This is a genomic window from Glaciecola sp. MF2-115 (assembly GCF_047250385.1).
Taxonomy (GTDB): domain Bacteria; phylum Pseudomonadota; class Gammaproteobacteria; order Enterobacterales; family Alteromonadaceae; genus Glaciecola.
Map to the genome: position 1 here is coordinate 1 of NZ_JBLBVM010000010.1, position 1,402 is coordinate 1,402.

Sequence of the window (1,402 nt, forward strand, 5' to 3'; positions counted from 1 at the left end):
CCACACGTAAACGTTGGTACTATCGGCCACGTTGACCACGGTAAAACAACTCTTACAGCGGCAATCACGTCGGTACTAGCAAAGACTTACGGCGGTTCCGCTCAAGCATTTGATCAAATCGACAACGCTCCAGAAGAGCGCGAGCGTGGTATCACAATCTCTACATCACACGTAGAATATGATACTCCTACTCGTCACTACGCACACGTTGACTGTCCTGGACACGCCGATTATGTTAAAAACATGATCACTGGTGCTGCTCAAATGGACGGCGGTATCTTAGTTGTTGCGGCAACTGACGGTCCTATGCCACAAACACGTGAGCACATCTTGTTAGGTCGCCAGGTTGGTATCCCTTACATGATCGTTTTCATGAACAAATGTGACATGGTTGACGACGAAGAACTACTAGAACTAGTAGAAATGGAAGTTCGTGAACTTCTTACAGAATATGAATTCCCAGGTGATGACTTGCCAGTAATTCAAGGTTCTGCACTTAAAGCGCTAGAAGGCGACGAGAAGTGGGAAGCAAAAATCATCGAGTTAGGCGAAGCTTTAGATAACTATATCCCAGAGCCACAGCGTGATATCGACAAGCCGTTCATCCTTCCAATCGAAGATGTATTCTCAATTTCAGGCCGTGGTACAGTTGTAACAGGTCGTGTTGAGCAAGGTATTGTTAAAGTAGGTGAAGAAGTAGAAATCGTTGGTATCAAAGATACAACAAAGACGACTTGTACTGGTGTTGAAATGTTCCGTAAACTTCTTGACGAAGGTCGCGCTGGAGAGAACGTTGGTGTTCTTCTACGTGGTACTAAGCGTGAAGATGTTGAGCGTGGTCAAGTCTTGGCTAAGCCTGGTTCAATCAACCCGCACACTAAGTTTGAAGCTGAAGTATACGTACTAAGCAAAGATGAAGGTGGCCGTCATACTCCATTCTTTAAAGGTTACCGTCCACAGTTCTACTTCCGTACAACTGACGTAACAGGTGCTGTAGAGCTTCCTGAAGGCGTAGAAATGGTAATGCCTGGTGATAACCTTAAATTCGTAGTAGAGCTAATTGCTCCAATCGCGATGGATGAAGGCTTACGCTTTGCAATCCGTGAAGGTGGTCGTACAGTAGGTGCTGGTGTTGTTGCGAAAATCTTCGCATAAGACCGCATTAGAAATTAAGGAAGGCGCTCATTGAGCGCCTTTTTTTTGTCTCAAGACAAAGTGTCATCAAGAGCACAAAGCTAGCCTAAAAATCACACTACGAAGAAACGTCATTCCCAACTTGATTGGGAACCTCACAAACCAACTAGAAAGCTTAAAAACAGCATTTTTCAGAATAATATCACTACGAAGATACGTCATTCCCAACTTGATTGGGAACCTCACAAACCAACTAGAAAGCTTAAAA

1 protein-coding gene is annotated in these 1,402 nt (G+C 44.4%); it reads left to right on the top strand.

Annotated elements, in window-relative coordinates; all coding sequences use genetic code 11:
- A partial coding sequence (tuf, locus tag ACKLNX_RS00060) for an elongation factor Tu (RefSeq protein ID WP_412970765.1) occupies nucleotides 1–1,155 on the top strand: 1,155 nt, incomplete at its 5' end.
- Between the last annotated feature and the right edge of the window lie 247 nt (nucleotides 1,156–1,402).